General features: G+C 47.4%; 21 protein-coding genes, 6 tRNA genes and 1 pseudogene. 14 read left to right on the forward strand and 14 right to left on the reverse strand.

All coding sequences use genetic code 11. The features are described 5' to 3' along the window. Positions 1-9: 9 nt before the first annotated feature. The 5 genes from KH703_RS07860 to KH703_RS07880 form a co-directional block, all read right to left on the reverse strand. Entirely contained in the window at positions 10-765 is a 756-nt protein-coding gene (locus tag KH703_RS07860; protein WP_304295340.1) for a hypothetical protein, read from the reverse strand. A gap of 106 nt (positions 766-871) precedes the next feature. Continuing rightward, positions 872-1,261 (reverse strand): hypothetical protein, encoded by a 390-nt coding sequence (locus KH703_RS07865; protein WP_304295341.1) that lies wholly within the window; start codon positions 1,259-1,261, stop codon positions 872-874. 122 nt (positions 1,262-1,383) lie between these two features. After that, complete coding sequence (gene imm40 / locus KH703_RS07870) at positions 1,384-1,578, reverse strand: Imm40 family immunity protein (RefSeq protein ID WP_304295342.1); 195 nt, start codon at positions 1,576-1,578, stop codon at positions 1,384-1,386. A 32-nt stretch (positions 1,579-1,610) separates the two neighbouring features. Continuing rightward, positions 1,611-1,748 (reverse strand): hypothetical protein, encoded by a 138-nt coding sequence (locus tag KH703_RS07875; RefSeq protein ID WP_304295343.1) that lies wholly within the window; start codon positions 1,746-1,748, stop codon positions 1,611-1,613. 438 nt (positions 1,749-2,186) lie between these two features. Further along, positions 2,187-2,262 (reverse strand) — tRNA-Ala (locus KH703_RS07880). A 135-nt stretch (positions 2,263-2,397) separates the two neighbouring features. On the opposite strand from KH703_RS07880, the gene KH703_RS07885 reads away from it, so the two are divergent. From KH703_RS07885 to KH703_RS07915, 7 genes are all read left to right on the forward strand, one after another. Then, a tRNA-Gly gene (locus tag KH703_RS07885) sits at positions 2,398-2,472 on the forward strand. 27 nt (positions 2,473-2,499) lie between these two features. Further along, positions 2,500-2,586 (forward strand) — tRNA-Leu (locus KH703_RS07890). Between the two features lie 16 nt (positions 2,587-2,602). Beyond that, positions 2,603-2,676: transfer RNA gene (locus KH703_RS07895), tRNA-Cys, on the forward strand. Between the two features lie 20 nt (positions 2,677-2,696). Beyond that, positions 2,697-2,852: a hypothetical protein gene (locus tag KH703_RS07900; RefSeq protein WP_005872732.1), complete on the forward strand. Its 156-nt coding sequence runs from the start codon at positions 2,697-2,699 to the stop codon at positions 2,850-2,852. Positions 2,853-2,911: 59 nt separating this feature from the next. After that, positions 2,912-2,999: transfer RNA gene (locus KH703_RS07905), tRNA-Ser, on the forward strand. A gap of 714 nt (positions 3,000-3,713) precedes the next feature. Then, the gene (locus KH703_RS07910; RefSeq protein WP_304295344.1) at positions 3,714-6,455 is read left to right on the forward strand and encodes a pitrilysin family protein; all 2,742 of its coding nucleotides are present in this window, start codon (positions 3,714-3,716) and stop codon (positions 6,453-6,455) included. A gap of 327 nt (positions 6,456-6,782) precedes the next feature. Continuing rightward, a complete protein-coding gene (locus KH703_RS07915) occupies positions 6,783-9,509 on the forward strand; it encodes a TonB-dependent siderophore receptor (RefSeq protein ID WP_304295345.1) in 2,727 nt (908 codons plus the stop codon). A 286-nt stretch (positions 9,510-9,795) separates the two neighbouring features. Here KH703_RS07915 and KH703_RS07920 read toward each other — a convergent pair whose 3' ends face one another. The 9 genes from KH703_RS07920 to KH703_RS07960 form a co-directional block, all read right to left on the reverse strand. Beyond that, positions 9,796-10,512, reverse strand: coding sequence for a hypothetical protein (locus KH703_RS07920; protein WP_304295346.1), 717 nt, complete (start codon positions 10,510-10,512; stop codon positions 9,796-9,798). Between the two features lie 438 nt (positions 10,513-10,950). Beyond that, on the reverse strand, positions 10,951-11,241 hold the full coding sequence (locus KH703_RS07925) for a hypothetical protein (RefSeq protein ID WP_304295347.1): 291 nt from the start codon (positions 11,239-11,241) through the stop codon (positions 10,951-10,953). Between the two features lie 49 nt (positions 11,242-11,290). Next, on the reverse strand, positions 11,291-11,536 hold the full coding sequence (locus tag KH703_RS07930) for a hypothetical protein (RefSeq protein WP_304295348.1): 246 nt from the start codon (positions 11,534-11,536) through the stop codon (positions 11,291-11,293). A 79-nt stretch (positions 11,537-11,615) separates the two neighbouring features. Continuing rightward, positions 11,616-12,230 carry a hypothetical protein gene (locus tag KH703_RS07935; protein ID WP_304295349.1) on the reverse strand — a complete coding sequence of 205 codons (615 nt, stop codon included), beginning with the start codon at positions 12,228-12,230 and terminating at the stop codon, positions 11,616-11,618. A 27-nt stretch (positions 12,231-12,257) separates the two neighbouring features. Continuing rightward, positions 12,258-13,211, reverse strand: a complete 954-nt coding sequence (locus KH703_RS07940; RefSeq protein WP_304295350.1) for a Dyp-type peroxidase — start codon at positions 13,209-13,211, stop codon at positions 12,258-12,260. Positions 13,212-13,559: 348 nt separating this feature from the next. Further along, positions 13,560-13,647, reverse strand: a tRNA-Ser gene (locus KH703_RS07945). A 402-nt stretch (positions 13,648-14,049) separates the two neighbouring features. Beyond that, the gene (locus tag KH703_RS07950; protein ID WP_304295351.1) at positions 14,050-15,507 is read right to left on the reverse strand and encodes an efflux transporter outer membrane subunit; all 1,458 of its coding nucleotides are present in this window, start codon (positions 15,505-15,507) and stop codon (positions 14,050-14,052) included. Next, positions 15,494-18,652: an efflux RND transporter permease subunit gene (locus KH703_RS07955; RefSeq protein ID WP_304295352.1), complete on the reverse strand. Its 3,159-nt coding sequence runs from the start codon at positions 18,650-18,652 to the stop codon at positions 15,494-15,496. The genes KH703_RS07950 and KH703_RS07955 overlap by 14 nt, the downstream gene beginning before the upstream one ends. After that, positions 18,652-19,779, reverse strand: coding sequence for an efflux RND transporter periplasmic adaptor subunit (locus KH703_RS07960; protein ID WP_304295353.1), 1,128 nt, complete (start codon positions 19,777-19,779; stop codon positions 18,652-18,654). The genes KH703_RS07955 and KH703_RS07960 overlap by 1 nt, the downstream gene beginning before the upstream one ends. A gap of 174 nt (positions 19,780-19,953) precedes the next feature. Here KH703_RS07960 and thiD point away from each other — a divergent pair, with 174 nt between their 5' ends. The 7 genes and pseudogenes from thiD to KH703_RS07995 all read left to right on the forward strand — a co-directional run bounded on the left by thiD (position 19,954) and on the right by KH703_RS07995 (position 26,940). After that, entirely contained in the window at positions 19,954-21,060 is a 1,107-nt protein-coding gene (gene thiD, locus KH703_RS07965; RefSeq protein WP_304295354.1) for a bifunctional hydroxymethylpyrimidine kinase/phosphomethylpyrimidine kinase, read from the forward strand. Positions 21,061-21,652: 592 nt separating this feature from the next. After that, on the forward strand, positions 21,653-22,804 hold the full coding sequence (locus tag KH703_RS07970; RefSeq protein ID WP_304295355.1) for an MFS transporter: 1,152 nt from the start codon (positions 21,653-21,655) through the stop codon (positions 22,802-22,804). A gap of 53 nt (positions 22,805-22,857) precedes the next feature. Next, positions 22,858-23,106: pseudogene (locus KH703_RS07975) on the forward strand (DUF1440 domain-containing protein); the annotation flags it as partial. A 119-nt stretch (positions 23,107-23,225) separates the two neighbouring features. Then, entirely contained in the window at positions 23,226-24,809 is a 1,584-nt protein-coding gene (locus KH703_RS07980) for a tannase/feruloyl esterase family alpha/beta hydrolase (RefSeq protein WP_304295356.1), read from the forward strand. 21 nt (positions 24,810-24,830) lie between these two features. After that, entirely contained in the window at positions 24,831-25,313 is a 483-nt protein-coding gene (locus KH703_RS07985) for a hypothetical protein (RefSeq protein WP_304295357.1), read from the forward strand. A 176-nt stretch (positions 25,314-25,489) separates the two neighbouring features. After that, positions 25,490-26,071, forward strand: coding sequence for a flavin reductase family protein (locus tag KH703_RS07990; protein WP_304295358.1), 582 nt, complete (start codon positions 25,490-25,492; stop codon positions 26,069-26,071). 110 nt (positions 26,072-26,181) lie between these two features. Further along, entirely contained in the window at positions 26,182-26,940 is a 759-nt protein-coding gene (locus tag KH703_RS07995) for an SDR family oxidoreductase (protein ID WP_304295359.1), read from the forward strand. Position 26,941 lies beyond the last annotated feature (1 nt).

The following is a 26,941-nucleotide window of genomic DNA, read 5'->3' on the forward strand; positions in this document are numbered from 1 at the left end:
TGCCAATCCTTATAAATTTTTGCCCTTATAATACTTCTCCCAAAATTTTATCGCATTTTTTATCTCTTTTTCAAAATGTTTGAATGGTATATAAATTTCTTCTTGTTCGTAGGGTTTTAACTTTTTATATTTCTTGGAATGCGTAATTCTTGTAATATTTTCATAGTGTTTTTGTAAAAAATCTATGATTATTTTTACCTCATCCCTGCTAAATTGTTTCGCTCGTGCTCGCCGCATAGGTGGTGCAAATGCCTGAATAAACATATCTTCTATAATCGCCTCATCGCCGAAACGCTCGTAAAAATCAATAAAATCCAGGATATAATACCTAAAAGCATAGTCATTAAAGACACTCAAATCTCCCGATAAAAGTTTGATCGTGCTATGGTCTAAATCGCACAGTTCTTTACCACACAGATCTTGTTCGACAAACTTATCCTTCTGTACAGGATTTGTTATAATTTCCGGCTTTTGCAGTTTAAGCTGCGCCTTTAGCGCCTTTATTCTATTCGATAAGTTCATTTTGTCCTCCTTTTTAGAAAGCATAAAATTTGAGCTTGGCTTATAATGCTCTTTTACTCTTATCAGATATATCAAATACAGGATCAATCCTATGATAAGTAGTAGTTGCATAATGACGGATTGGGTTGTGGCTACGACATAGACTTTGCCTCCGCGATAACCGCCCTCCGTTAATAGCTTATGAAAATTAAAAGACGATAGGATAATAAAAAATATCGTCATTACAATTCTTACCGGTTTCATGGTTTTAAATTATCCTTATATGAAATTCTAGGGACAGTTTGTTGCCTTTTGCCCAATCAAAGCCTAAGAATTTCATCGATAAATATACCTCACTAACGATTCAAACTCATTCATCTAAAAAATACACGTCATTATCTAAATTTATATCGTTATCAGATAATGGCCTTAGCAAGTCCGTATCGTAGTATAGACTCGGCAAGTTACCGTAGCTGTAAATCTCGACTCTTAGCAGCTTTTTTACGCTTTGTAATTTTATACTCCTCGCGACATTTATATCTGCCAAGAATTTTTTAATTAGATCTCCCGCAGAAGATATATCATAAAATTTTTCCTCTATGCTAAAGCCAAAATTTCTGTATTTTAAAATAGAGCCTTTTGGTTTCAAATCTCCCTTGCGCCAGGTTTTTGTTGCAGATATGCCGTTGCTGCTTATTGCCTCGGATAGATCTCTATCGCTTTCGATCGATAGTATTAAAACTACTTCGTTGCCTTTCAAAAATGCTCCTAAAATCTTTTATATCCCATCTACGCATACATTAGCATTTAGTTCGGTGCATATTTTTATATTTATCCGAAGATGAGCAAAACCAACATATTCTGTATTGAAAGCCAAAATTTTCATTTGGGCACCCGCCCAGGACAAATAGTTAGGCAATATGCAAAGTCATCTCCGTTTTTAGCGCGATAATTAGTTATATATTGGATCGCCACTTCGAATGCATTATTAACTCCCCTGTTGGTAATCCAGCCGTCGTATGTGATGATGGGCTCATTGCCGCTTAGACGATATACGTCTCCTCCTAGGATAATCATACCTTTGCCTCTTGTGATTTTTAGCACCTCCATTACATCGTCAAATTTCCAAGCGATTTCAAAAAACCAAGCTTCTCTCTTAAGTTTATACCGCGCTCTAAAAGATCCTGCGGCACTATATTTACAAAATCCTCATCTGTAAATGCCGCGCCATCTTCTTCAACTGACATAATCTCTCCTTTCATTAAAATTTAATTTATTGCAAAGACTTTTCTATATCATTTATTAGGTGATGAAGCGTTTCGATACGACTAGTACTCGGATTATTTTGGTTTAAAATTCTAAAATATCACTATACTTTATCGTATTTATATCGCGCTCGTCAAAAGATGAAAGTATATATTTTTAGTTCATCTTAACGACATTCGCTATGTGATTCTCGTTTATACCTTTTTTAGCTTTTTATGCGATATATACACCAAAGGGGGCTTATTTATCACTCTTTCTGCAAAACTAACTTAATAGGTTTTAACTAACCTAATAACTAACTGAATTATTTTAGAATAATTAAAACATAAAAAGAAACAAAAATAATAAAAATTACTAAAAGCCCTAGATATCGGTATTTAAAGGAAGTAAAAGAGATTTAAAATTAAAAGTAACTTAAATGGTGGAGTTAAGCGGGATCGAACCGCCGACCTCTTGAATGCCATTCAAGCGCTCTCCCAGCTGAGCTATAACCCCAATAAAGATTTTGTAATTTTACATTATTTTACTTACAAAATTTTTAAATTCCGGCGCTACGCCAAAATTTTCTCCGCAAAAGCCGCTATAAAATGAAATTTTAAGCTTGCATTGGGTAATATTTCATTTCTTTGCGCGGGAATAGCTCAGTGGTAGAGCGCAACCTTGCCATGGTTGATGTCGCGAGTTCGACTCTCGTTTCCCGCTCCATTTTACATTCTGTTTTGTATTAAACGTGCCCGGATGGCGGAATCGGTAGACGCAAGGGACTTAAAATCCCTCGGAATTTTTTCCGTGCCGGTTCAAGTCCGGCTCCGGGCACCACCTAATAAGCCGGCGCGGCGACATAGCCAAGTGGTAAGGCATGAGCCTGCAAAGCTTTGATCCCCGGTTCGAATCCGGGTGTCGCCTCCAGATCCTAAAAAGGAGTTATTATGAGATACATACTAGCGGCTCTTTTGGCATTGATGGCTTTTAGCGGGTGCTCTAATACTTGGCACGGCGTAAAAGAGGACTCGCGCAACGCGGCTCAATGGACCAAAGAAAAGGTTCATAACGGCGCCGAGTGGGTCGGAGAAAAAACCGAATAAATTGCACGCGCAGGTCTTGATCTACGCGAATCTACGGCGGGGTCTTGCCCGCCTTTAATCGGGAGATGGCTGAGCGGTCGAAAGCGGCGGTCTTGAAAACCGTTGAGGTGAAAGCCTCCTGGGGTTCGAATCCCTATCTCCCGGCCATTTTAATCTAATCCGAAATTCCCTTTTAACTTCAAAAATTTCACATTTTATTTATACTAATTTTCATTTAATGCTCTTTAGGCTAAAATTTTATCTCGCAGCAAACGGCAGTTCGGGGTGGCACTTTTATAGACGGAGCGCTAAAACGTCATACGGTGAATATGCTAAGATTGCGCGTCAGCGGCTTATTTGATCGCTACGTGCTAAAACAGCGCGTAGCGAGAGTAAGGCGATGTAAAATTTAAATGTCTGTTTCGCCATAAAAGCGACTGTGAAAGATAATTGCGAAATTTAGCTATGAAATTTCAAAGCTTAGCAGCCCGCCGCGCTTGGCGTAAAATTTTAAAATTTACCGATTCGCGCTTTTTAAATTTAGCCCGGGTGCAAGTAAATTTTAAAATTTGCGCCCGCGCCGCCATGCTGTCGCGCCGCCGCGCAGATAAAAATCGACGCATTTGACGATTCGGGCGATGCACAAAATGAGAGAAGCTACTCGGTATGGAGCTAGAGTCAGTGAACTAGCGAAGTATACCGAAATCGGCGTGCGAACAGGCGGCTTAAAAGTTGGCAAATTTAAGAAATATTGCGGGCTAACGGGTCGAGGCGAGCAAATCCAAAAAATGGCGCAGGTAGGCAGCTTGATAAGCCGAAAGAGAAAAGTCTGCCGAAATATCTGCGAGACGGAATTTTACCAGAAATAAATGAAAGGCTTAAATGCGAAAAATTTTACTATTTTTACTGCTTTGTGCGGGAGCTTTTGCGCTTGAGTGGGACGGAGCCGCCCTACGAGGGGCGCTGCCAAACGGGCTTAAATACTACATTTTAGAAAATTCCGTGCCTAAAAATTCCGCCGTTTTCTATCTGGTCGTGGATGCGGGCTCGATCGACGAGAGCCCCAATGAGCGCGGGCTTGTGCACTTCATCGAGCATATGTCCTTTAACGGAAGTCGCGATTTTAGTAAAAACGAGCTCATCAAAAAATTGCAGAGCCTGGGCGTGAAATTCGGCGCCGACGTAAATGCGCAGACGGGCTACGACAGCACGATTTACACGCTTAGCATCGCCGTTAGCGAAGAAAATTTAAAGGACGTTTTTAAAATTTTTACTTCGATTGCGGACGGAGTGGAGTTCAATCCGCTCGAGCTCGTAAAAGAAAGAGGCGTCATAATCGAGGAGGCGCGCAGCCGCGATACGCCGATCGCAAAGCTTTACGAGCGGATGGATGAGGAGCTTTACGGCGACAGCGCGTATTTTAATCGTGCGCCGATCGGCGATATGGCGGTCGTAAAATCCGTAAGCGCGCAGCGAATCAAGGAGCTTTATCAAAAAATTTACCAGCCCAGATCTATGAAATTTATAGCCGTGGGCGATTTTAAAAGGGATAAAATTTTAAAACTGCTAAAGCAAAATTTTTCGCCTCTTAAAAATACAAGCTCCTACGCCCGCCCGAATATGGCAATTCCGCCTAGGCAGGGTTTGAAAATTTACAATTACGATACGAACGAAACATCGCTAAATTCGGTCAAAATTTCGTTTTGGGAGGAATTTGCGCCCCCAAGCAGCGAGGCGAATGCGAGAAAAATTTTAAAAAGCGAGCTTATCTCAAGCCTCATCTCTACGATTTATGAGCGGGCAAAAGCTAGCGAAGGCGCGCTGCTGCGAGTTAATTTTTCCAGATCGAATTTGCAGTTTCAAAAAACGATCTATAGCTTTGACGTCGCCGTTTTGGGCGGAGATTTTGACGGCGCGATCTCGCAGGCGCTCGGGCTAATCAAAGGCTTGCGAGATAGCGGCTTTGATGCGCGCGATTTCGCCCTAGCAAAGGATGCCTTGATCAGCTCGCGGCACAGCGCCTTCGAGCGCAGAAAAAGCGCAAATTCCGCGTTTTTTGCAAGAGAGATTCTTCATGCCGTAAAATCGGGAGCCGTTCTGCCTAGCGCCGCAAAACAGCGTGATTTGGAGGTAAAATTGCTGCGCGAGATCAGCCTAGAGGAGCTAAATTTAGAATTTAGGCGCCTGACAGATCTAAGCGAGGTGCACGTAAGCGTTTTTAGCGGCTCAGGATATAATCTGGATGAGGCTAAATTTAAGAAGCTGCAAAGCGGCGCCAGGGCGATAAATACGCATGCCGCGCATAAAAAGCTGCCGGGTAGCTTGGTTTCTAAAAACCTGCCTGAAGGTAAAATTTTAAGCAAGAGCTTTGAGCCGCAATTTAAATTTTATACCTACCTGCTTGAAAATAACGCGACCGTGATCTTAAAGCCGCTTAAGACGCGCAAGGATTTCATCTCGTTTGCCGCGGTAAGCAGAGGCGGAATGTCCAATCTAGCGCATCCAGGGCTTGGTAGTTTTGCCGCGATGCTTTCAAACGAAAGCGGTGCAGGCGAGTTTAACAATTATGAAATTTCGCAAATTTTAAGCGGGCGGCAGGTGAATTACCGCAAAAACATCTCCGCATTTTCGCACGGATTTTACGGAAGCTGCGGCTCGCGGGATTTAAAATGGCTGCTGGAAGCAATAAACTTAGAGATTAGCTCTCCGCGCGTGGACGAGAAGGCGCTGCAAAATTTAAAGATCAAATCGCTCGACGAGCTTGCGCGAAACGAGAAACTGCCCGGATATAAATTTAGCAGGGAATTTAGCGAGTTTTTTTACGGCGGCAATGCGCGAATGCGCCCGCTAAGCGCCGCGCAGATCAAAGCTCTTAACGCGGAAGAGTTAAAAAAGATCGTCTATGATAAATTTAGCAACGCTGCATCCTACACTTTCGTACTTAGCGGCGATTTTGAGTTAAAAGATGCCGAAGCCCTCATAAAAAAATATCTGGCGAACCTGCCCGCTCGCGGCGAACGCGAGGATTTTCAAGACGACGGAATTCGCAGCTTAAGCGGACGGCACGTTTTTATGCGCAACTATCAAAACTCCCCTAGAAGCGACGTCGCGCTTACCGCGATAAACAGATCCGCTCCATACTCGCTTGAAAATGCAATAAAAATTTCAGCTCTAGCTTCGGTGCTTCAGGAAGCACTTAGGGAGCGCATCAGAGAGGATGAGGGGCGTACTTACGGCTTTTCGGTCGCTTCGAGTCTAAGCCGCATCCCGTACGAGCACTCGAGTCTTCATATTTCGTTTTCCTGCGCGCCGCAAAATACGGATCAAATTTTATCCGCAATTAGAGAAATTTTTGCAGAAATCGCAGGCGGCGGATCGGACGTAGCGCGGCATCTTGAAAATTTTAAAAAATCTCAGATCATCACGGCGCGTATCGCTCGCGAAAGCCCTGAGTTTTGGAACGACGCGCTCGTAAAATACGCGCTTTGGAATGAGGAGATCGCCGATTTTAAGACCTTTGAAAAGATCATAAATTCCATCTCGCTGAAGGATATCGCGGAGGCGGCGCAGACATATATTTTTGACACCGATGAGACGGTGAGGATAAACGCGCCGAAATTTTAACGAGCTCGGCGCATTTAAATTTTGCTCGTTAAATTTACTCGGCGAGTTTAAATTTAACGGCGCTTGCACGGCAAATTTTATCTCCGTAAATTTCAGTTTAAAAACGAACTCAAGAATAAAGCTCAATTAAACCTATCTGCACTGCGCGTAGATTTTAGATAAATTTTATTTTGGAATAGATTTATCTCGCCGATATACCGCTATTTTGTTACATTTTTTCTATTGTTTGCATAAGTCGTATAATTGTTATCACTTTTATTGAAATTTAAAATATTATTGGCTAAATTTCCTCAGTCTTAATTTTTATTTTCAAAAAAGGAGAAAAAAATGATTGTTGGTTTTTGGGCCTGTAAGCCATGTAAAAGCGGCGCAGGCCGCAATTATTCCGCTTCCGTAAAAGGCGAGAAATCCACTCAAAATCGCTGCGGGGGGGGGCTTGCACGCTCCTTAATAGTCGCGGCGTGTCTTTGCGGTCTAAGCGTCGCGCAGGATTCGTCTGAAAATAACGCAACAAGAAGCGTTGCTACCAAAGAAAACAAAAGCGCGCAGAGCTCGGCTGCGATGACAAATAGTTATAAATTCCCCGAAATAGTAGTCGTCGGCAACATCGACTCGAGTCTGACGAGCGTCGGCGACAGCTACGGCGGTACGCAAAAGATAAGCAGGACGATGATCGAGTCGATGCCTAGCGGCAACGGCGATTTCGTGCAGCTTTTGCGTACCAATCCAAACGTGCAATTCAGCTCCACAAACCGCCAGAGCACGACGCTCGGCGAGATCAGCCCCGCAAACATAAGCATTAACGGCGCGAAGTATTGGCAAAATAACTTTATACTTGACGGCGCGAATATGAATAACGATCTCGATCCCGCTAGAAATCCGGGTGGCAATCCTACGCGCTTTTCGGCGTTTGATACGATGAATTCCGTTTCGCAAGGTATGGCGATCGATAGCGATTTTTTACGAAGCGTGGAGGTGCACGATAGCGGCGTCTCCGCCAAATACGGCGGATTTACCGGCGGCGTAGTGGAGGTCAAGACGCGAGATCCGCGCGCGGGCTTTCACGGCAAGTTTTCAATGCAGCATACCGAGGATAGCTGGACTAGATACCATATCTACGGCGATGAACAGAGCTTTGAAAACTCCGCTACGCCACTAAATCAGCCGAGATTCGATAAGTGGATCACGAGATTAAATTTAGAGGGCACCGTTACCGAGGATCTGGGTTTGATGTTCGGCTACACTAACACTAGAAGTAAAATTCCGCTCAAGGCCTACGACAGAAGATACAACGCAGATACGACCATCACCGAGCGAGTTCAGAGGCGAAATATTGACAACTACTTCCTAAAAGCGCTTTGGTATGCAAGCGACCGCCTAACTATCACGCCTAGCGTAACCTACGCGCCCGAGCGAAACAAGATGTTTAACGACCACGTCAAAGACTCCTACGCTGATATGAAATCGGGCGGTTTAAATTTAGCGCTTAAAACCGACTACGATGGCGATTTTGCTAGATTTAATCAAATTTTATCCTACAGCAAGCTGGAGAGTTCGCGCGATGCCGAGAATGAATATTACAGGGCTTGGCAATACTCAAACGTAAAGAATTGGGGCAGTAAAATTTTATCTGCTTCGGCGATAGAGGGTGGCTACGGCGATCTCGATCAGACTCAAAAGAGCCTTTCATACAACGCGGATCTGGAGTTTAATGAATTTGATCTCGGCGGCAGTAAGCATAGATTTATCACAGGCTTTGAGTTTAAAAAGCAAGAGGCTAAATTTAACGTAAGAAAAGAGTTTATGACCGCTGGCGGAATAGCACCGCTACCTGCGGGCGTAAATGTTTGCGATCCTGATGATGAGCTCTGCTCGATAGACGATTCTTTTGCGAGGCGTGGTAGAAGCGGCCAGTTTTTTACGCGAAAAAGCTATTACAAGGGCAATACTAAGGTGGATATGAAAAGCTTGGCGGTTTATTTGGAAGATGAGATAAAAATAGGCGATCTTACTTTACGACCGGGCGTAAGATTGAATAGGGACGATTATATGAAGCAAACAACTGCGGCGCCGAGATTTAACAGCTACTACGATATTTTTGGCGACGGCGATTCGATCATTAGCTTCGGCGCAAACCGCTACTACGGACGCAATCTCTTTACCTATAAATTAAGAGAAGGTCGAGAGGGTCTCGCCACTACCTACACGCGCCCGCGCAATGCCTATACGCAAAACTGGACGCAACTGCCAAAAGACCCATCTCTAACTAAATTTAACGAGCTAAAGGTACCTTATGAGGATGAGCTGGTATTTGGGGCAAAGCAAAAGCTTGGGAATTTTGAGTTTTTCGGCAAATATGTAAGCCGCAAGGGCAGGGATCAGATCATCAAATCTACGCGAAGAGATCTAGGTCTAGCGCCGAATCCGAACTACCAAAACAACTATCAAACCTTTACTAATGACGGCAGAAGCGAAAATAAAATTTTAACCTTCGGCGTTAAAACGATCGATGATTATGAGGCCTTCGGTACGCTAAATGGCTTTGAGCTAGGCTTTGAACACATCAAGATGAAAACGAACAACACCCTTTATGACATATCGCTTGATAGAGAAACGCTTGAAGATGAAAAGATCGTCGAATACGACGGAAAGTTGATGAGGTTATCGGAGCTGCCGGCGCAGGACTATGCTAGGCCTTGGACTGCGAGCCTAAACATCATCACGAAAATTCCAAGCTATGGCATCAGCGTGAATAACTTTCTATCATTTAAAGGCTCGCAAGAAGCAATCGCTCGCACGGGCAGGACGCCCGCGGGCAAGTATCCTGCCAGATACGATAAATACGAAAAGGTAAATCTCGGCAAAAGCTACAGCTGGGATGCGCGCATCGGATACGCTAAAAAGATGGCGGGCGAGGTAGAATTTTTTACGAATTTAGACATCTACAACGTCCTAAATAAGCGCAACAAAGCAAGACTTAGCAGCGACACCTCGCTCGATTTGGTCTATGAGGCGGGCAGGCAGTTTTGGCTGGAGGCGGGCATTCGGTGGTAGCGTAAGCTAAATTTGCGGAGCTTTTAAAATTTCACGGCTCCGCGAAATTTCGTGAAATTTTCTGAAATTTGCGGCATTTTGCGGAATTTTAAATTTATCTGTATGCCGCATGCCGCAAAGCCATAAAATTCCGCACCGCGCTGTAAAATTTTAGCGTGCGTATCGTATTATTTAACGTGCAAGCCGTAAAATTTTAACGCACGCGAAATTATAAAATTTACGCCCAAACCTAAGAAGTCGAAACAACTTTTTAAATTTTAACGCCGATATCGCTTAATAAGCCTTTTCATTGAAATATCACAAACTGCTTTTGAAATTTTGACGGGCTGATCCGCCGCTCTTTTAGCATGTAGCGGCAAACTCTTTCAAAATCCTCCTCGCTCATCATAAAACTGATAAATTCGCCCTTGCCATCACAGATGATCAAAGTATCGATCGCACGGAAGCTAAATTTCCCCTCCGTGATCTTTGAAAAAATCAGTTTAGAGATGAAAAACGGCAAAACCAATGCCGTCAGGCTCATAATAAAAATTATAAATCCTCTAAGGCTTTGTAAAAATCCGGCAAATGCGACGGCTATCACGATAAATGAAAGCACAATGTCTGCGGAATTTCTAGCCGACACGATATGTCCGAATAACGGCGTAGCGGTGAGCTTTATGAGCGATATCTCATCAAATTTTATAGATTTCGTGATTTTGCCTTTATTGATGTAGCTGATGTTCCTGTTCGTCAGATGAACAAAGCGCGTATGGGCGCTGTTGAGATAGGACACGACGGCGAATACTACAGGAACAAACGGCGTATAGTATGGGAAAATATCCCCTATATACAGAAACACCGGTACCGCTAAAGGGGCGAAGAATAGGTTATAAATAAAGAATACTATTATGTTGTAGTCTTTGACGACGAGGGGTTTATTGTCGAATTTCGGCGAATTTCGGCGCTCGGCGCTATCTTGTTTAGATTGCGATTCTTTCGGCTCATCGTTAAAATTTTTCATTAAATTTTTTGTTCCTGTTTTAAAATTTATCGCTAGCGGCTCGGGCGTTTTGCGCTGTTAAATTTAGCTTTTGATTTCATCGTCAAACAGCGCGTTTTCATTCGCATTATCGCTTCCGTTGCGCTTAAAATTTTAAATCATTCGGCAGCACTTATACGTCTGTATCGCCATCAAAGCCGCTGCGAAAATTTAAATTGCCCTCTCGCAAAAGCTCCGCGCTCGCACAAAGCCGCAGCCCGCCTAGGCTCGGCCACCCATTGCTATCTCATGACCTTCAAATCTCGCACTAAATTTACCGACCTCGCCGTACGCCTTAGCGATGCAATCCCAAGTAGAGCGCGCTTGTGTCCTTTTAAAATTTTATTTCGTTAAAATTTGTCCGCGCCGCGTATCGGCACTGCGTGCGCTTACCGTATCGCCGCACAAAATCTCGCGATCTCACAGCTCGAAATCAAAGCAATAAAAATCATCCGCCTCGCCCCAAAGCTCCTCTAGCGAGCGTCCGTCTATTTGCGGTGCACCGTAGAGCTCTCGCAACGTGGCGAAATACCGCTCGCCGCTTGCGTTTGCGCCTGTCTCGTCCGCGCATCTTTGAAACGAGCAGCGATCCGCATAGGCGATGATCATGTATTCCGTGCCGCGCAGGCGAAAGCCAAGCTCGGGCTCACCGCCCTCGGCTACGCATTTTAGTAGCATTTTCTCTATGGTTTCAAATGAGTATTTTGGCATCGCTCCGATCTTAAAATTTTATCTCTGCCGCTGCATATCGCGAGCCATTTTATTTCGCCAAAAACCCGAAGCGCTCGATCATATCCAAAAGCATATCGGCTCTGCAAATTTCATCGTCCAGTAGGTCATCGTATTGATCTCGTAGTCGCTCGGCGTCTTGCGCCACGGGTCCTAGACACTCCCTAGCCTGCGCGGGCTCGCCCTTCATCACGAAGTATTCGCCTAAGATCACGCGAGCTTGCGTCTTGCTAACCTCGTCGCCTTCGCCCTCAAGTGCTGCTTTTAGGCTCTGCACGCCGCCCTCCTCAAGCCCTCGCGAGAGCTGCGTTACCTTCTGTAAAGCTTCGCATCCATTTTCGCTCCTTTACAAAATTTTATTTAAAATAATAGAACAAATTTCCGCCGCACTCAAGATCCACGAACTCCTTGCTGTCAAAAAACAGCTTAAATTCCATGTGGCTCAGATATTTAGCGTCCTGCGCTTTCTCTATAAAATTTCTTATCAGCCGCTCTATCTTTCCGCCCCCTTCGCGGTGTGCCGCGTCTTGTCTCGTGAAATAAAAAACTACGGGCGCGTCGGACACCGCTGCAATATACCAAATTTTAAGCGGCGCTAAAAGCTCGCTTCGGTTTCGAAGCAGCTCCTCTACCGCGCCTTGGATCAGATCGGTGCGAATCTGCGACTCGAAGGACTCGACCGAGATATAAAAATTCCTTAGCCCGTTTAGGTTCGCGCAAAGCGGCGTACGGGCGAGGTAGCGCTCGATGCACTTTTTATCGGTGATTTTTGCGGCATCTTTATCGAAGCGAAGCACGATCTTAAGCCACGCCGAGTCCTTGCCCGCGCCGTAAAAAGCGCTGATCGCTCGAGTTTTAAATTTAGCGTCTATGAACTCTATCAGACCCCTGATGTTTTCACTATTTTCGACTTTGCCCTCTATGATCTCTTTGCAGCGCCTGCTCTGATACGGGCTTAGATCGCAAAACATCGCGTGCCTTTAAATTTAAAGCTAAATTTACTCTGCGCTATAAGCCTGCAGCATATCGAAGGTCGGAGCAAAAAAGAGCGCGCCCGTCTTTGCGACGCTAAAATCAAGCAGCCGGTCGTAGTTGCCTCGCGGGCGGCCGATAAACATGCTCTCAAGCATTAACTCCAGCGTGCTAAAGGTGCTTGCGTAGGCGATGAAGTAGGTTCCCGTCTCGCCGCCCTGCATAAACGGCATATTGTCGCGCACGACCTTTTTGTCGTCGCCGACGTTGGCTGCGGCGGAGTGCGAGTTGCTAGGTTTTATATCCTCGCTCATCTCGATGTCGTTTTGTTTGCTACGCCCGATGACGCGCTCCTGCTCGGCGACGCCCGCGGCATTCCATGCGCTCATATCGTGGATGTATTTTTGCACGAAAAGATAGCTGCCGCCCTTATAAGCCGCATCTTCGTCGCCTACCTTGGCGAAAAAGTCGCGATCTGCGCCCTGAGGGTTTTCGGTGCCGTCCACGAAGCCGATGATAGCGCGCCCGTCGTAGTATTTGAAGCCGCAGATCTCCTCCTCGCACGTCGCGACATCCTTTAGCGCGGCTCTGATCTCGCTCGCCATATCGTAGCAAACGGCCTGATTTTGGGCTCTAATGTGGATATGAATATCGCCGCCAGTAGCGGGCGCAGTGTGCTTGTCACCTCTAATCTCTTCAAAATTTTTTAGCTCTTTCGGCAAAGGCTTCGGCAAGCCGAGCATTTTCCACGCTTCAAAGCCCACGCCGAGCACGCAGCTGACCTCGCTATTTGCACCAAATCTTATAATGGCGGTTTTATTTAAATTTGCCACTATAGTGCAAAGGTTCTCGAAAGCCTTTTTGCAGGCGGCTTTGCCTGCGCTAAAACGCCAGGTCATAAATACGGTGTTGTTGCCTGGTGCGTCGGTTACGTTTTGGGATTTGACATGCGCACAGGCGCAACTTTTTTCTTCGTTCATTTTTCTCTCCTTCAAAGTGAAATTTTAAAAGGAATTTTAGCGAAATATCGGTAAATAACGCGCGTTTGGGTGGAATTTGCGCAGGATTTAGGTACGAAATTTTGTGGATAGAATTTTGCAAGCGTAGCCCCCAGATCTAAATTTGAAATGAGTAGAATGCCGCAGAGTGGAATTTTATGAAATTTTAAGGCGCAACGCGCGAAATTTTATTTCAGCGACGGAACGATGATTTAAAAGCGTGGAATTTTATTTGCGCGGATGAGAGCCGTTTGCTGCCAACGAGCGCTGCCGTCTCGAAGCTTTTTTTGCGATTGAGGCGCTTGAGTCTAAGAGTATGAATTGAAGTAGTGGCAGATGGGAAGGGATTCGAACCCTCGAAAGCTTGCACTTTACACGCGTTCCAGGCGTGCTCCTTCAACCGCTCGGACACCCATCTAAATTAAAAGTCGCGATTATAGCGAAAATCTAAAATTTTGCCAAATTCTGTCTCGGCGCGCAATCCGTTTTATCTTTAAATTTAAAATGAGGCGCTTAGAATTTTACCGCAGCGTTTGGAATTTTATCGTGCCGCTTAAAATTCTGCCGTGCTGCCTAGAAATTCTATCGAGCCGCTAAGCCAGTCCGCTTCGCGCTTTCTAGCCGAGCGACGATGTTACCTTGCTGCGGCCATTTTAAAATTTAGATTATCTTTGAAATTTGGACTTATCGCCCGCCGCGGGGCTAAATTTAAAAAGCGCAAGCAGATTTTTCTTTCGTACATCCGCTTGCGCCGTAAAAACCGAGCTGCGCTTTAAATTTACGGGTATTTTAAAATTTCGCGCCGCCCGTAAATTTAAAGCTAATTAAAAATTCTATCCTTCGGGAAGGTGGACATATCGGGCTGCACATCCTTCTCTGCGCCGATAAGCGCCTTTATTTCGCTATCTTCTATGCTAAAGCCGCCGCCGAGCGCCTTGTAGGCGTTTACCGTCGCGCTTAGCACGTCAAGATCTGCCTGCACTTTATTTAGCTGCGCGCTAAGCAGGTTTCGCTGCGAATCCAAAAACTCCAGATGGTCGCTGTAGCCTGCCTGATACCTGCTTGAGGCGTTTGAATAAATTTTGCTCTGCGAAGCGACGAGATCGGCGAGGCTTGCCTGCCTTAATTTGGCGTTTTGCACTCCCACCAGCGCGTCGCGAACGTCGCCGAAAGCGGTTTTAAGAGCTTTGTCGTATGCGATGAAGCTCGCGTTTTGCTCTAAATTTGCAAGCTCTACGCGCCTTTTTTGGCGGCCGAAGTCAAGCAGCGGTCCTACAAGCGAGCCGCCGATATTCCACGTGCTCGCGCTTGTGGTAAACAGCCTGTCAAACTCGCCGCTTGCATATCCCGCCGAGCCCGTAAGCGAGAAGGTAGGGAAGTAGCCCGCCTTGGCGACGCCTACTAAGAAGTTGCTCGAGCGCAGATTTTCGAGCGAGCTTGCGACATCCGGGCGATGTAGGATCACGTCGCTTGGGATTCCGCTTGGAATCTGCGGAGCGCTAGGCATTTTCGCGGCGGTCTGCGCCGTGCCGCGTAAAATTTCATCGTAGCTCTTGCCCGTTAGGATATTTAGCGAAGTTTGAGCTGCGGAGAGTTGATTTTGCACGCTTATGAGGCTTGCCTCGGCGCTTTGCACCGCAGCTTTGGCCTGATAAAATACGATCTCGCTAACCGCGCCCGCATCGAGCTGCTTTTTGCGGTAGTTTTGCGTATCTTGATAGCTTTTTAGGCTGTCTTTTAAAATTTTCTCCTGCTGCTTTAGTGCTAGTAGCGTAAAATAGGTCGTCGCAACCGTGCTAGTAATCGTATTTTTAGCGGTTTCGTAGTCGTATTTCGTCGCATTAAATCGCGATCGCGCCGAATCTACGCTGTTGCGCACGCGCCCCCAAAAATCGATCTCGTAGCTTAGCACCGCGCCGATCTGATACGATCCGTGGGAGTTGCGATCGGGTTGGTTGCCAAAATTATTCTGACGCACCGCGCTACCGCTTAAATTTACGTTCGGCAGGTATTCAAGCTTGTTCAGCCCTAAATTTACGCGCGCGTACTCGACGTTATTCAGCGCGGTTTGCAGGTCGGAATTTTGCTCCAGCGCGCTTTGGATCAGGGCGTTTAGCTGCGGATCGTTAAAGCTTTTCCACCACTGCGTGCTAACGTTAGTGCTCGCGTAATCCGCCTTAAAGCCGGTCTGCTTTTGCGGCGTAACGGGCTTGAAGTTGCAACCGCAGAGTAAAATTCCAAGCGTCAAGGCGCTTAAAAGAGCATTATTTATTTTCATCGTTCACCTCGTTAGTTTGGACTTTTTTGCCGCGTCTATCAAGCCAAGCGTTGAAGCTTTCGAGCAGGTAGAAAAATAGCGGCACGAAAAAGATCGCGATCGTAGATGCCGCGAGCATTCCGCCTACGACGCCGGTTCCTAGCGCGTGGCGGCTAGCAGCGCCCGCGCCGGTAGCGATAACCATCGGAAGCACGCCGAGGCCGAACGCAAGGCTCGTCATCACGATAGGGCGGAACCTCATCCTGGCGGCTTCTATGGCGGCATCAGCGATAGAGCGATGATTATTTAGGTGCTCGTTCATCGCAAATTCCACGATCAAAATTGCATTTTTCGCCGCCAGACCGATTAGAAGTAAAAGTCCGATCTGAAAATATATGTCATTATTCAGCCCGCGGAAATACGTAAATACGAGCGCTCCGAATACCGAAAACGGCACGGCGGTAAGCACAGCAAGCGGCATGAGCCACCTTTCGTATTGAGCCGCGAGGATCAAAAACACGAAGATCATTCCAAATACGAATGCTTGCGCGCCTTTGCCCGTCTCGCTGACCTCTTGATACGCGGAGCCCGCCCAGCCGATCGAATATCCGCTAGGAAGCTCCTCTTTTATAACCTCTTGGATTGCTGCAATCGCCTGACCCGAGGTATAACCGGGTTTTGGCTCACCCATAATCTGCGCTGCCGGGAAGGCATTAAATCTATTAACGGAATCAGGACCCAGCGAGCGCTCAAGTCTCACTAAAGAATTTAACGGTATCAGATCGCCGCTGCCGCCGCGGACGTAGAGCGATTTTAGATCGTTAGGATCGTCTCTATAGTTTTGCGTAGCGCGAATATAGACTTTAAACGTGCGGCCCAAGAGGTTAAAGTCGTTGATATAATACTGCCCGATGGTGGAATTTAGCACGGTGAAAATGTCGGCTATCTTAACGCCTAACATCTTTACCTTCTCTTTATCGAGATAGAGCTTATACTGCGGGAAGTCCGTTTCTAGCGTCGTTCGCACGAGCGTTAGAGCTGGGTGTTGATTGGCTTTGGCAGTTACGCGATCCATATCTGCGCGAATTTCATCGTAGCTCTTGCCCGTCGTGCTTTGCGCGTAGAGCTCAAATCCGCCCGTAAGCGAAAGACCCATAATAGGCGGCGGCGTGACGACGTAAGTCATAGAGTTGCGATCGGCGCCGTAGAGCTGCCCGTTTAGCGCGGCGGCTAAGGCAAAGTTGGAATTTTCATCGCCTGGGCGATCTTTCCAGTCTTTTAGCTTCATAAAAAAAGCTCCCGCATTTTCTCTGAGCGCTCCGGCTAGCATATCGTATCCCGTGATTTGGGTTATATCTTTTACGTTTGGATACTTTTTAGCGATGCTTGCGATGAAATCCTGATCGGCTTCCGTTCTAGGCAGCGTAGATGCAGACGGAAGCGTAGTCATCGCCATAATTGAGCCCTTGTCTTCGTTAGGCACTAGGCCGCTCGGAGTAAGTTTAAGAAGCTCTATCATTGCATAGATGATGATGCCTACAAAAACGAGGCTGATTAGTACGTGGCGAAGAACCATGCCGACGCCTGCGGCGTAAATTTTAGTTGAGATGCTAAAAAGATTATTAAACCATCTTATAAAGAAAAAAGGCTCAGATTCCTTTTTTTGCAAGATTAGAGCGCAAAGTGCGGGTGTTAGTGTAAGGGCTACGAAGCCTGAAAAACATACCGAGGCTACGAGCGTTAATGCAAATTGCCTCTGCATAACCCCGGTAAAGCCCTCCATAAACGCAACCGGCACAAAAACCGCCGAAAGCACGAGCACGATGGAGATGACGGGCGCTACGATCTCGCCCATCGTTTTTGTGGTAGCCTCTTTGACGCTAAGATCCGGTTCCTCGTGCAAAATTCTCTCTACGTTTTCGATCACGATAATGGCGTCGTCCACGACGATGCCGATAGCTAAAATAAGCGCGAAAAGAGTGATTAAATTTATTGAAAATCCGAAGGCATAAATTCCGATAAACGCGCCGCAGATCGATACGGGCGCAGCAAGCGTCGGAATGATAGTCGCTCTAAGATTGCCTAAGAACATATACATAACGATGATGACGAGGATTAACGCTTCAATGAAAGTATGAATGACCTCTTCGATCGATACTTTTACGAAGCTAGTCGTATCGTAGGCGACGTCGTAGGTCAGCTCGCCTGGGAAATTAGGCTTAAGCTCGTCTATGCGCTTATTTACCGCTTCAACTACGGCTAGGGCGTTGGCGCCACTTTGCATAAAGATAAGCACAGGCACCATCTCTTTACCGTTAAATTTTGCCGAGATATTGTAGCTTGCGCCGCCTAGTTTGACCTCGGCGACATCTTTTACGCGCAAGAAATTCCCATCTTTTTGCGCGCGTATGATGATATTTTCAAACTCTTCGACGGTTTTTAAACGACCCTCAGGCTTGATCGCATATACGTAGGGATTGCCTAAGTTCATCGGCTGCTCGCCCATCTTACCCGCGGCGTATTGGCTGTTTTGCTCGCTTATTGCGGCAATTATCTCGGCAGTCGTAACGTTAAATTTCTTAAGTAGCTCAGGCTTAACCCAGATCCTCATAGCATAGTCTTTCGTACCCAGCGCTTGAGCTTCGCCGACGCCCGGCACGCGCTTTAGCTCATCTACGACGTTGATAGCTACGTAGTTTTGCATCTCTACAACATCCATCTGTTCGCTAGGATCGTAAAACGCAAGCACTTCGAGCATCGTACTGCTACGCTCGGTGACGGTTACGCCGTACCTACGCACTTCGTCGGGAAGTAGCGTAAGAGCTGGCGTGACGCGGTTGTTTACATTGACTTTCGCATCTGCTGGATTTGTGCCGATTTGAAAGTATACGTTGATACGAACATCGCCGGAGGAGCTTGCTGAGCTTTCCATATAGATCATATTTTCAACGCCATTGATTGCGTTTTCAAGAGGGGCTGCGACGACGTCGGCTATCGTTTGCGCATCCGCGCCGCTATATGTAGCACTTACGACGATTTGCGGCGGCGTGAGTTGCGGATACTCCTCGACGGAGGAATTTTTAAGAGCCAAAACGCCCGCGATTACGATGATGATCGAAACGACGCAGGCAAAGACGGGGCGGTTGATGAAAAATTTAGAAAACATTATTTCCCGCTTTCCGCATTGCTCTGAGACGCTTCAGGCTGCCCTGCTACGTAAGGATCGGTGCTCGCGGGCACCGGAGTGACCTTGGAGCCCACGTTGATCTTTTTAAAATTATCCAAAATGATCTGATCGCCGTCTTGCAGTCCGCTTGAGATCGTCGCCGTGCGGGTATCTTGAGCTGCGATTTCGACCACTTTTTTAGCGACCTTTCCGTCTTGCACGACATAGACTACGGTGTTGCTAAGATCTTGCTTGAGCGCAACTTGCGGAATTTTAAAGCCGTTTTTCTGATAAAAGCCCTCGACACTTACTTTAGTAAAAACGCCCGGGCGAATTTCTAAGCTTGGATTTGGAATTTGAGCTTTGGCGCTGACTGACGCTGTGTTTGTATTGATGACGCTATCGATGAAGCTTAACGTGCCGTTGTAGTCCTTGCCGCCGAGATTTATGCTTACCTGACGGCCCAGCTGCTTCCACTGCCCGTTTCTTAAATTTGCATCAAGCTCTAGCCTATCGACGTCCGCGATGCCGAATTCCACGTCGATCGGATCAAATTTGCTAAGGCGCACCAGATCCTCGCCCACGTTTACGTACGCGCCCACGTCCTTTTGCGTATCGCCCGCCATGCCGTCAAAAGGCGCGGTCACGAGCGAGTGGTCAAGATCGATCTTTGCGCTTTTAAAATTTGCTTCAGCCACCATAAACGCGGCCTTTGCGGTGTCGAAATCCTTTTGAGAGATCGTGTTGCTAGCTTTTAGCGCCTTGGCTCTTTTGTAGTCCGCCGAGGCGTTTTGCAGATTAGCGTTTGCGCTGTCAAACGCCGCTTGGTAGCGCGAGCGGTCGATCTCGTAGAGCACGTCGCCCTTTTTGACGCTGTGCCCCGGCTCGAAAAGCTGCTTTTCGATGGTGCCCGAAACCTGCGGCTTTAGCATTATCTCAAGCTCGCTCACGGTCTGTCCGTTAAATTTCAAAATTATCGGCACGTCGGCGGATTTGGCGATAAATACGCCGACCGGCAGCGCGGGAGCCTCACCGCTTTGTTTTGCGCCGCTTTCCTCCTTTTTTTCAAAATAGGAGCAGCCCGAAACCAAAAACGCTGCGAAAATCAAACTGGCGACTTTTTTCATGTAATTTCCTCTAATTGGGTTAAAATTTTTGTATTTGTAATAGTTATTACGAATAAATTGTAAATTATAATAAAAACTATATAAATAAAACTTAAATTTAGCCCGTAAAATAATATATCTGGGGAATTATAGCGGAATTTCGATATAATCGCGCTAAAATTTTAAAGGCTTTTTATGAGAAAAATTCTTACTATCGCGGGTTCAGACAGCGGCGGCGGTGCCGGCATCCAAGCCGATATCAAGACGATTAGCGCGCACAAGATGTTTGCTATGAGCGCTATTACGGCGCTTACGGCGCAAAATTCGCGTGGCGTATTCGGCGTGCTGGACGTTTCGCCAGATTTTGTAGAGGCGCAGCTGGATGCGATTTTTAGCGACATCTTTCCGGACGCCGTTAAAATCGGAATGATCTCCAATGAGGGTGTTGCCGAGGCCATCGCAAAGAGCCTGAGCAAGCACGGCGCGAAAAACGTCGTCTTAGATCCCGTGATGGTCGCTACCAGCGGCGGAGTTTTGATGAAACAAAGCGCGCTGCATGCGATAAAATATAAGCTCGCCCCCGCGGCGGAGATTATCACGCCCAACGTGCGCGAGGCCGAGGTTTTGGCGGAGATGAAAATTTCAAGTTTAGCCGATATGCGCGCCGCTGCGGTTAAAATTTCGCAGTTTTTCGGCGGCGCGATTTTGATTAAAGGCGGCGATCTTGCCGGCGTGAGTGAGGCTTGCGGCGCAGCGGATACGGATACGACGCAAAATTTTAAAGCTTTTGGGCACGAGGCGAGCGAAAATGGCGCACGCGAAAATTTTGCAGATTTGACGGAGCAAGCGAATTTCGCGAGTGAAAATTTTACTAATGAATGCAAAATTTTAACGGCGAGTGCGGAGCCCTCTTTTGAACAAAATTTATCCGCAGCCTCCCTAGGCGCTGGTTTTGAACCGAGCGGCGAGGACGAGGACGAGGATTTGAGAAATTTAGCGGTCGATATTTTGTATGAAAACGGCAAATTTTACGAATTTTCCGCGCCTAAAATTGCTACGCGCAACACCCACGGTACGGGCTGCACGCTCTCAAGCGCGATCGCGTGCGCGCTGGCGGCGGGGCTTAGCCTGCCCGCAGCCGTCGCCCATGCCAAGGGCTTCGTGCGCATGGCGCTGGGTTGGGGTGAGCAGATCGGGCACGGATGCGGAGCGATAGATCATTATTTCACGGTCCAAGATCCCTTCGGCGCGGACTTTGACGGATCTTGCGCGAACGAAATCAAAATCATCTCTCGAGACTAAAAGTTCAAGCGCGCATTGAAGTCTCTCATACGTTAAAATTCCAAAATTCCGCTGCTATTAAATTTAACCTATTTAACCTAGCGGCGAGAGATCGTCCAAATGGCTCGTCTCGACTTGTGATAAACGATGAGATTACGTGGCTAAAAAGTGTGTTGCATGGGGTATGTGCGCTTAAAATTTTGGTTGATTTTTAGACATCATAATCCGCGTAGAATTTTAAAGAATTTTTGAATTTTATTGTAGGGTTCGTGCTGCAAGTTAGAGCTTTTCTTATTTGCCTTATGCTACAGCTCTGCTTCGTGGCATTGTTAAATTTGCGTTATTTCTCATAAGGCTTTATACGCGAAAAAAGAGAGTTAGAAATATAAAACTGGTCATGCACTCACTGCTCACGTTACTGTCTACCTTCACCCCTATAAGGTAGACGCATCATTGTATGCCGACTGTTGCTCTATACTTGCCGCATTGTGCCCTCTAGCTGCAAACTTGCGATCCATGCCTGTCGACTCATATTCTTTGAGCTTACTAAAATTCCAAATTTTCTAGCAAAAGAGTTATAATGGCTAAAATTACGTAAATTTAGGAATTTAAAATGCGCCGCAAAAAAGGACTACTACTCTTAATCATCGCCTCAGGGATAATCTCTGCCGCAGATAACTGGATCGCATCGCTACTGCTGCCTAGCATCGCAGATACGTTTGGGGTGCAGGTAAGCGCCGCCTCCACAGTTTTGACGGCATATCTGATTCCATACGGCTTACTTCAGCCGGTATACGGACATCTTAGCGATCGCTACGGCAGAGGTAAAATTTTAATCTCGCTAATGCTCTTTTTGGCGATATTTACGCTTCTTTGTTCCACTGCAAAAAGTCTAGCGTGGCTTGTTTTATTTCGTTTTTGCAAGGGACGTGCGGCGGCGGGTATAATCGCCGTCTGCCTCGGCGTTATAGGCGATGCATATGACGATAAGGATAGACAAAAAATCGTAGCGATATTTCTGGGCTCGGTATTTTTAGGGCAGGGGCTGAGTGCGGCTTTAGGTGGATGGGCGGTGGCTAGATTTTCTTGGAGGGAGATATTTTTAGCCTTTTCTGCGCTGTCTGCGGTATCTTTCGTATCACTATTTACGCTAAATTTCAAAGACGCTCCGAAAAGCGGAGGCGAAAGCTTCGTAAAATCCCTAGCCAGCTTGCGCAGCGATGCTGCGCTTTTGAGAAGCTATTTTTTGGCTTTATGTAATGGCGTAATTGTGCTCGGGGCGTATTCATTCATAGGCGCTTATCTGCTTAAAGAGTTGGGCTTGAACTCAAATTTTGCCGGAGTCTGCCTTATGCTTTACGGCGTCGCTTGCTTTTTGGCAGGAAACGCTGCTAGATATTTAAAAGAGAAGTTGCCGCCAAAAGAAATTCTATCCCTCGGCTTTTTGGCGTCCGCTTCGGCGCTGTGCCTTTTGGCGAGTTGCTTCGCCGTCACTGCATATGTAGGGACATTTTTGTTGGGATTTGGCTATGTTTGCGCGCAGTCGGTCCTAGCAAGTGCAGCGCTTCGTTGTGGCTCTGCCAAAGGTCTATCCTCCGGGATCATAGGCACGGCGATATTTTTCGGAGGTGGTATCGGTACCGCCGTAGGTGGCAAGGCACTTGAATATTTAAGCTACCAAGGGCTATTTTGCGGCTTTGCTGCGTTAGTTACCGCACTGCTGATTTTTTACTGTGCAAGCTTTAAGGGCACGCGCGAAATTTAATTCTTTGCAACAATAGAAAAATTTAAAATTAAGCACACTTCGCTACCGAGAAATTTCCTAAAATCACGCTATTTCAGGGCGTCGCGTTCGGTATCGTCGTAAATATCGCGGTACATTGCATCACGCTGCCGCTTTTAGGACTTACGCCGCCGCTTTTTCAGCTTCCGTGGTATGAGCACGTTTCGGAATTTTTCGGGCACGCGGTTTGGTTTTGGGCGATCGAAGTATTTCGTCGCGATCTACGAAATCGCGTAACGGGTGAGCCCGATCCCGCGGACCGCTCGGGCGCTTCGCTCTTCTAGCTAAATTTGGAATTTCGCCCTGTTTAGTGCGGAATTCCATCATTTTCTATAAACGCAGTAAAATCACGATAAATTTTTATGTTAGAATTATGTTTAATAAAATTTCAAAAGGAGCGGCAATGAAATATAAAATTTTAGTTGCAACCTTTACGGCTGCTTTGGGTCTACAGGGAGCGCTTGCGAGCGATTTTGACGAGCGGGCTTGCGCGGCGCTAAAGGGCACGAAAATTTACGATACAAAGATTAGCGAAGCGATCTGGAATCAAAGCGGCGAAATCGGCGCCGATAAGATGTCTGCGCTAACGGGAGGCGCCAAAAAGACGCTAAAAGCCGCGCCGCACTGCATAATTCACGGCGAGATAGCCTCCCGCACGGGCTCGGACGGCAAGCATTACGGCATAAAATTTGAGCTTCGCTTGCCAGGCGACTGGAACGGCAAGCTGCTATTTCAGGGCGGAGGCGGTCTGGACGGCTTCGTAGCGCCGGCTCTTGGCGCCGTGCCTATCCGCACTAGCAGCGCAACGCCTGCGCTTATGAGGGGTTATGCGGTAGTCACGACCGATTCGGGACATCCTACGCCTACGCCCGAGTTCGGACTTGAGCAGCAGGCGCGGTTAGACTATGCCTATCAGGCCATCGGCAAGGTCGCGAGCGTCTCAAAGCAGCTGGTTTTTGCAGCGTATAAAAAAGCGCCCGCGCACAGCTACTTTATGGGCTGCTCAAACGGCGGGCGCTCGGCTCTGATGGCGGCGCAGAGGTATCCGCTGGAATTTGACGGCATAATCGCGGCAAATCCGGGTTTTAGGCTTTCGCGCGCGGCGATCGCGGAGCAGTGGGATAACCGGCAGCTTATGAAGATCGCGCCTAAAAATGCCGCGGGAGATAAAATTTTCGCAAACGCCCTTACGCAGGAGGATTTGGATAAACTAAGCAGGGCGGTTTTAGATAAATGCGACGCGCTAGACGGGCTAAAAGACGGAATCATCGGCGCTTGGGAGCGTTGTAAATTTGATCCTAGCGGCCTTGATCTGCCCAAAGATAAAATTTCTGCGATAAAGGCGATTTTTGACGGCGCAAAAAACAGCAAGGGCGAGCAAATTTACAGCGGCTGGTTTTACGATGCCGGGCTAAATCAGCCCGGCTGGCGCATGTGGAAGCTTGGCGACTCGCAAAACGCCGAGCCAAATGCTAGAAATATCGTGCTCTCAAAGGGTTCTATGAATTATTATTTCTTGACGCCGCCGCAACCGGAGTTTGATCTGATGAGCTTTGATTTTGATAAGGACGTAGAGCGAACGTTCGAGACCGCGGCGATAAACGATGCGATTTCGACCAGGCTAGATAGCTTCCGCGCTAACGGCGGTAAGCTCATTATCGTAACGGGCGTCTCAGATCCCGTATTTTCGGCGATGGATCAGCGCGATTGGTTCAAAAAGCTAGTGGAAACCAACGCGAACGCGGACGAATTTGCGCGATTTTTTGCACTGCCTGGGATGAATCACTGCGGCGGCGGTAACGGCATCGATGACGTCGATCCGCTAAGCGCGCTTGAAGCGTGGCGCGAGCAGGGAACGGCTCCATCTAGCCTGCTGGGCAAAAGCACGAGCCGCACCGGTAAGCAGATCAAGGTCTGCGCGTATCCAAAAGTGGCTACCTACGTAGGCGGCGACGAAAACAGCGCGAGTAGCTTTGAGTGCAGATAAAATTTATTTAAAGGAGTAAAGATGAGAGGCAAAATTTTAATCGCGGCCTTTGCGGCGGCGTTTTTGTGCGGCTGCGCGGCGCACGACGCAAAGCCAGGCAAGGAGGCAAGCGCAATGGATAATAGGGGCGAAAGCGCGGCTGCGGACTGCGGCACTAGCGAGGGCGTCTGCAAGGTGCCCGCCGTGCAGGGGCCGATGGTAGGCGGCGGCACGGACGAGCACGGCTGCTTGATCGCCGCGGGGCAGAGTTTTTCAAAGATCAAAAACAGCTGCGTGCAGGTTTTTGACGTCGCGGACGTGAGGCTGGACGATCCGGATAACGCTACGCTTGCGATCTACGGGATATTTTCCGCGGATAAAAGCAGGGTAGAAATTTTTTGGGCGAGCTTGCCGCAAAGCGAAATTTTAAGCAAAGTTAAGGGCGGCTACTACGTCTCGAAGGACGGAAAAATTTCGCTGCTAAAAACAAAAAGCGGCAAGGGCTATAAGATCCGCAGAAAATAGCGGGTGAAATTTTAAGCCCGCCAAATTTCGTGCGCCGCGAAAGAATTTAATCCAAGCGCGCCAGGACTTAGGCCTGCTCAGCAGGCTAAGACGTAAATTTAGGGCAAATTAATACCGAGCCGATTCGGTTATTCGCGGTATCTGCCGTCTATAAAAATTTAATCAAAGGAGCAAAAATGGCTATCATCAAAGTCAATCTACAAAAATCATACCGTATCCTAAATCCCGGCGCGACCACACTCGTATCGGCAAAACACGATGGCGACGTCAATGCGATGGCGATAACGTGGGCGCAGGCGCTTGACTACGACAAAGTTACCATCGTGCCGCACAACGGCTCGTACACGCGGACGCTCATCGAAAAGAGCGGGTATTTCGCCGTGCAGATCCCCACGGCAGCGCAGGCGGAGCTGGTTAGCGAGCTGGGCGCCGAGAACAACTCGCGCTTTGATAACGCGGACAAGATGAAAAACGTGGAAATTTTTTATAAAGATGACTTCGATGTGCCGCTGATCGCGGGCTGCGCCGCATGGCTCGTTTGCAAGCGTATCCCCGAGCCTCATAACGAGCAGAGTTATGATCTTTTTATCGGCGAGGTCGTCGCGGCGTATGCGGACGAGAGGATATTTGACGGCGGGCACTGGCTGTTTGAAAAGATCCCTGACGAGTTAAAGACGCTTCACTACGTCGTCGTCGGTCGGTACTATCTAGACGGCAAAGCGGTAGATACCAAGCGCACGCCCATAAGCGGCGAGTAAGCCGCCTTGCAAAATGCCGGCAAATTTGTAAATTTAAGACGAGCGCACGCGTGAATACGCGGCGAGTTTCGGTAAAATTTCAAGCCAAAGAATCTAAAAAAGGATAGAAAATGAAAAAATATATCGTCATCACCGGCGCAAGTTCGGGTATCGGAGCGGCTACGGCAAAGGCGTTTGCTAGGCGCGGAGAAAATTTGATCCTAATCGCGCGCAGAGCGGAACTGCTACAAAGCTTAAAGGACGAGATCGCGCAGATCGCGCCTGAATCGGACGTCGTGATTAAAATTTGCGACCTTGCGCGCAGCGAGAACGTCTTAGCGCTTTGGGACGAGCTAAAAAGCTACGAGCTAAAGGCGCTCATAAATAACGCGGGTTTCGGGGATTTTGGCTTAGTGGGAGAGCAGGATTTGCAAAAAACGGTAAAAATGATAGATCTAAACGTAACCGCGCTCGCGATACTTTCGAGCTTATTTGCGCGAGATTACAAACGCAAACAAACTCAGCTGATAAACATCTCCTCCGTGGGCGGCTATTTTCTGGCGCCCGGCGTCGTGCCGTATTGTGCTACAAAATTTTTCGTAAGCGCTTTCACCGAGGGTTTACGCCACGAGCTGGCGCAGGATAAAGAGGTCAAAATGCAGGCTAAAATTCTAGCGCCCGCCGCGACTAAAAGCGAGTTTTGCGACGTAGCTTCGGGAGAGCGCGGATTTGATTACGATACGGCGTTTTCGCAATATCACAGCAGCGAACAAACGGCGGAATTTTTACTCACGCTTTACGATAGCGACGCGTGCGTAGGCGCGGTGGATCGAAACAACTTCGAGTTTAGCTTGGGGGCTGCGCGATTTGACTATGCGGGCAAACGATAAA

This window comes from Campylobacter gracilis (assembly GCF_018374135.1).
GTDB lineage: Bacteria > Campylobacterota > Campylobacteria > Campylobacterales > Campylobacteraceae > Campylobacter_B > Campylobacter_B gracilis_A.

Coding starts and splice junctions, on each gene's coding strand:
- KH703_RS07935 (WP_304295349.1), bottom strand. CDS start 12,230: ATGTTTTGCGATCTAAGCCCGTATCAGAGCAGGCGCTGCAAAGAGATC.
- KH703_RS07925 (WP_304295347.1), bottom strand. CDS start 11,241: ATGCCAAAATACTCATTTGAAACCATAGAGAAAATGCTACTAAAATGC.
- KH703_RS07995 (WP_304295359.1), top strand. CDS start 26,182: ATGAAAAAATATATCGTCATCACCGGCGCAAGTTCGGGTATCGGAGCG.
- KH703_RS07910 (WP_304295344.1), top strand. CDS start 3,714: ATGCGAAAAATTTTACTATTTTTACTGCTTTGTGCGGGAGCTTTTGCG.
- KH703_RS07985 (WP_304295357.1), top strand. CDS start 24,831: ATGAGAGGCAAAATTTTAATCGCGGCCTTTGCGGCGGCGTTTTTGTGC.
- KH703_RS07860 (WP_304295340.1), bottom strand. CDS start 765: ATGAAACCGGTAAGAATTGTAATGACGATATTTTTTATTATCCTATCG.
- thiD (WP_304295354.1), top strand. CDS start 19,954: ATGAGAAAAATTCTTACTATCGCGGGTTCAGACAGCGGCGGCGGTGCC.
- KH703_RS07920 (WP_304295346.1), bottom strand. CDS start 10,512: ATGAAAAATTTTAACGATGAGCCGAAAGAATCGCAATCTAAACAAGAT.
- KH703_RS07980 (WP_304295356.1), top strand. CDS start 23,226: ATGAAATATAAAATTTTAGTTGCAACCTTTACGGCTGCTTTGGGTCTA.
- KH703_RS07960 (WP_304295353.1), bottom strand. CDS start 19,779: ATGAAAAAAGTCGCCAGTTTGATTTTCGCAGCGTTTTTGGTTTCGGGC.
- KH703_RS07990 (WP_304295358.1), top strand. CDS start 25,490: ATGGCTATCATCAAAGTCAATCTACAAAAATCATACCGTATCCTAAAT.
- KH703_RS07955 (WP_304295352.1), bottom strand. CDS start 18,652: ATGTTTTCTAAATTTTTCATCAACCGCCCCGTCTTTGCCTGCGTCGTT.
- imm40 (WP_304295342.1), bottom strand. CDS start 1,578: ATGATTATCCTAGGAGGAGACGTATATCGTCTAAGCGGCAATGAGCCC.
- KH703_RS07900 (WP_005872732.1), top strand. CDS start 2,697: ATGAGATACATACTAGCGGCTCTTTTGGCATTGATGGCTTTTAGCGGG.
- KH703_RS07940 (WP_304295350.1), bottom strand. CDS start 13,211: ATGAACGAAGAAAAAAGTTGCGCCTGTGCGCATGTCAAATCCCAAAAC.
- KH703_RS07970 (WP_304295355.1), top strand. CDS start 21,653: ATGCGCCGCAAAAAAGGACTACTACTCTTAATCATCGCCTCAGGGATA.
- KH703_RS07915 (WP_304295345.1), top strand. CDS start 6,783: ATGATTGTTGGTTTTTGGGCCTGTAAGCCATGTAAAAGCGGCGCAGGC.
- KH703_RS07875 (WP_304295343.1), bottom strand. CDS start 1,748: ATGTCAGTTGAAGAAGATGGCGCGGCATTTACAGATGAGGATTTTGTA.
- KH703_RS07950 (WP_304295351.1), bottom strand. CDS start 15,507: ATGAAAATAAATAATGCTCTTTTAAGCGCCTTGACGCTTGGAATTTTA.